The organism is Candidatus Erwinia dacicola (genome assembly GCF_001756855.1).
In the GTDB taxonomy this organism is placed as follows: Bacteria; Pseudomonadota; Gammaproteobacteria; order Enterobacterales; family Enterobacteriaceae; genus Erwinia; species Erwinia dacicola.
Map to the genome: position 1 here is coordinate 1 of NZ_MAYS01000342.1, position 3,002 is coordinate 3,002.

Here is a 3,002-nt window from a genome sequence, read left to right on the forward strand (position 1 = left end):
TGGCTGACGCTGTCGCCATGTTTTTCGAGATAGCGGTTCCAGCCGTTATCGATGGTGAAAAGGAGTTTGGCGGGACGCGGGATATACATGGAGCTGAGTATAAAGCGGAGCTCCAGTCATGCAAAGCACCGGAACGGCGAAGCCGTGACGCTCGCCCTGTAAGGGCGCTACGTTCAGTCATCATCGTCGCGGTTTACCCGCTATTTTGTGATGCTCCGCGTGCGGATGTAAATCACGCATTGCGAATTATCCCCGAACGTTACTGCTTGTTTGTTCTGACAAAATACCGCGCGTAAACTTTGTGCTTCAGCCGTGGTTTTTTGCCAGAATTATCAAGATAAGCTGCTGTTTAATATGCTTTGTAACAATTTCAGCTACAATATAAACCATTATTGACTGTTACATTTAGGCTGGTAATACCAGCTCAAGCAATAGCACCTTTGGGAGTCACTCAATGCAAGAAAAATACAAAATCCTGGTGGTCGATGATGACATGCGTTTACGTGCGCTACTGGAACGCTATCTGACCGAACAGGGTTTCCAAGTGCGTAGCGTAGCGAATGCGGAGCAGATGGACCGTCTGCTGACGCGTGAATCCTTCCATCTGATGGTGCTGGATCTGATGCTGCCGGGCGAAGATGGTCTGTCTATCTGCCGCCGTCTGCGCAGCCAGAGCAACCCGATGCCGATCATTATGGTGACCGCGAAAGGCGAAGAAGTAGACCGTATCGTCGGGCTGGAAATCGGCGCGGACGACTACATTCCTAAGCCTTTCAATCCGCGTGAGCTGCTGGCGCGTATCCGTGCCGTACTGCGCCGTCAGGCCAATGAGCTGCCGGGTGCCCCTTCGCAGGAAGAGGTGGTGATTGCCTTTGGTAAGTTCAAGCTAAACCTCGGTACGCGTGAGATGTTCCGTGAAGATGAGCCTATGCCACTGACCAGCGGCGAGTTTGCGGTACTGAAAGCGCTAGTTAGCCACTCGCGTGAACCGCTGTCGCGTGACAAGTTGATGAACCTAGCGCGTGGCCGCGAGTACAGTGCAATGGAGCGTTCTATCGACGTGCAGATCTCCCGCCTGCGCCGCATGGTGGAAGATGATCCGGCGCATCCGCGCTACATCCAGACTGTCTGGGGCTTGGGTTATGTCTTCGTACCGGACGGCAGTAAGGCATGAGGCGACTCCGCTTCTCTCCCCGCAGTTCATTTGCCCGCACTCTGTTGTTGATCATTACCTTGCTGTTTGTCAGCCTAATAACGACCTATCTGGTGGTGCTTAATTTTGCCATTCTGCCCAGCCTGCAGCAGTTTAACAAAGTGCTGGCGTATGAAGTGCACATGTTGATGACTGACCAGCTGCAGCTGGAAGATGGCACGCAGCTGGAAGTGCCACCAGCATTTCGCCGTGAAATATACCGCGAGTTGGGCATTTCGCTGTATACCAACGCGGCGGCGGAAGAGAGCGGATTACGCTGGGCTCAACACTACGAATTCCTCAGCCAGCAGATGGCGCAGCAGCTCGGTGGCCTAACCGATGTGCGCGTCGAGGTTAATAAAAACTCACCGGTGGTTTGGCTGAAAACTTGGCTGTCGCCCGATATCTGGGTGCGCGTGCCGTTGACCGAAATCCATCAGGGCGACTTCTCGCCGCTGTTCCGCTACACGCTGGCGATTATGCTGCTGGCGATTGGCGGGGCGTGGTTGTTTATCCGCATCCAGAACCGCCCCCTTGTGGAGCTGGAACATGCCGCGCTGCAGGTGGGTAAAGGGATTATTCCGCCGCCGCTGCGCGAGTATGGCGCGTCCGAGGTGCGTTCAGTTACCCGGGCCTTTAACCAGATGGCTTCCGGCGTTAAACAGCTGGCCGATGACCGTACTCTGTTGATGGCCGGAGTTAGTCACGATCTGCGCACGCCGCTGACACGCATCCGTCTGGCAACCGAGATGATGTCGGAGCAGGACGACTACCTTGCGGAGTCGATCAACAAAGATATCGAAGAGTGTAATGCGATTATCGAACAGTTTATCGACTATCTGCGCACCGGCCAAGAGATGCAGTTTGAACGTGCCGACCTCAACAGCGTGCTGGGCGAAGTGGTGGCCGCAGAGAGCGGCTACGAACGTGAAATTGAGAATGCGGTGATGTCCGCCGAGCTGATGCTGGATATCAACCCACTGGCCATCAAACGTGCCGTAGCGAATATGGTGGTGAACGCCGCCCGTTACGGCAATGGCTGGATTAAAGTCAGCTCCGGACGCGAGTTGCAGCGCGGCTGGTTCCAGGTGGAAGATGACGGCCCGGGAATTGAGCTGGACCAGCTGAAGCATCTGTTCCAGCCGTTTGTGCGCGGCGACAGCGCGCGCAGTACCAGCGGCACCGGCCTCGGCTTAGCGATTGTGCAACGTATTATCGATGCGCATCAGGGAACGCTGGAGATCGTCAAGAGCGATAAAGGTGGCCTGCGCATTCGTGCTTACCTGCCGCTGCCCCCGACCAGTCTGCCCGGCCCGATGGTGTAATCGGAAACCGGGTAGGGCGTGGCGTAGCATGCCGCGCCCGGTTAATCCGTGTTGACATGACCCAAAACAGCTTGGCAATCTCCGCATTGTCAATCGTCTCCCCGCTTAGCGTCCGCACAGGAACTCACTGCCCAGCAGCTGCAACGAGATCACGATATCGGGCTGCATGCGCTTAATCTTCTGCAGATGCTGACTGTCGTTCACCAAGCAGATGGTGCGCGTTGCGCTACCGCCCGCCTTTTGATGCGCCGCGCGATAAATGCGCCCATTTCCGTGAGATAAATGGCATCGCTGCGGCGTTTCAATATCTGCAAAAGGATTACAATCCTACCGCGTCAACCTTTCTCTGACCATCTACCGGAAAATACCGGTAGAGAGTCGATAACCCCACACCGTAGATAATGGACAACTGCTGGCGGGTGTGCCCCTTCGCCAATAGCCGCCCAATCTGCTATCGCTCATACGCTTTTAATGCGTTGGGCCTT

Annotated in this window: 3 protein-coding genes and 1 pseudogene; 3 read left to right on the forward strand and 1 reads right to left on the reverse strand. The window is 55.4% G+C overall.

The features are described from left to right. The 3 genes from BBW68_RS19170 to envZ all read left to right on the forward strand — a co-directional run. The coding region (locus BBW68_RS19170; RefSeq protein ID WP_222563079.1) for a hypothetical protein at window positions 1-296 on the forward strand (296 nt) is incomplete at its 5' end. Window positions 297-454: 158 nt separating this feature from the next. After that, complete coding sequence (gene ompR / locus BBW68_RS09855) at window positions 455-1,174, forward strand: osmolarity response regulator transcription factor OmpR (protein ID WP_070135226.1); 720 nt, start codon at window positions 455-457, stop codon at window positions 1,172-1,174. Then, window positions 1,171-2,517, forward strand: coding sequence for a two-component system sensor histidine kinase EnvZ (envZ, locus tag BBW68_RS09860; protein ID WP_070135227.1), 1,347 nt, complete (start codon window positions 1,171-1,173; stop codon window positions 2,515-2,517). Before ompR ends, envZ begins: the two co-directional genes overlap by 4 nt. A 319-nt stretch (window positions 2,518-2,836) precedes the next feature. Here the strand turns inward: envZ and BBW68_RS16595 are convergent. Beyond that, window positions 2,837-3,002 (reverse strand): annotated as a pseudogene (locus tag BBW68_RS16595) (helix-turn-helix domain-containing protein); the annotation flags it as partial.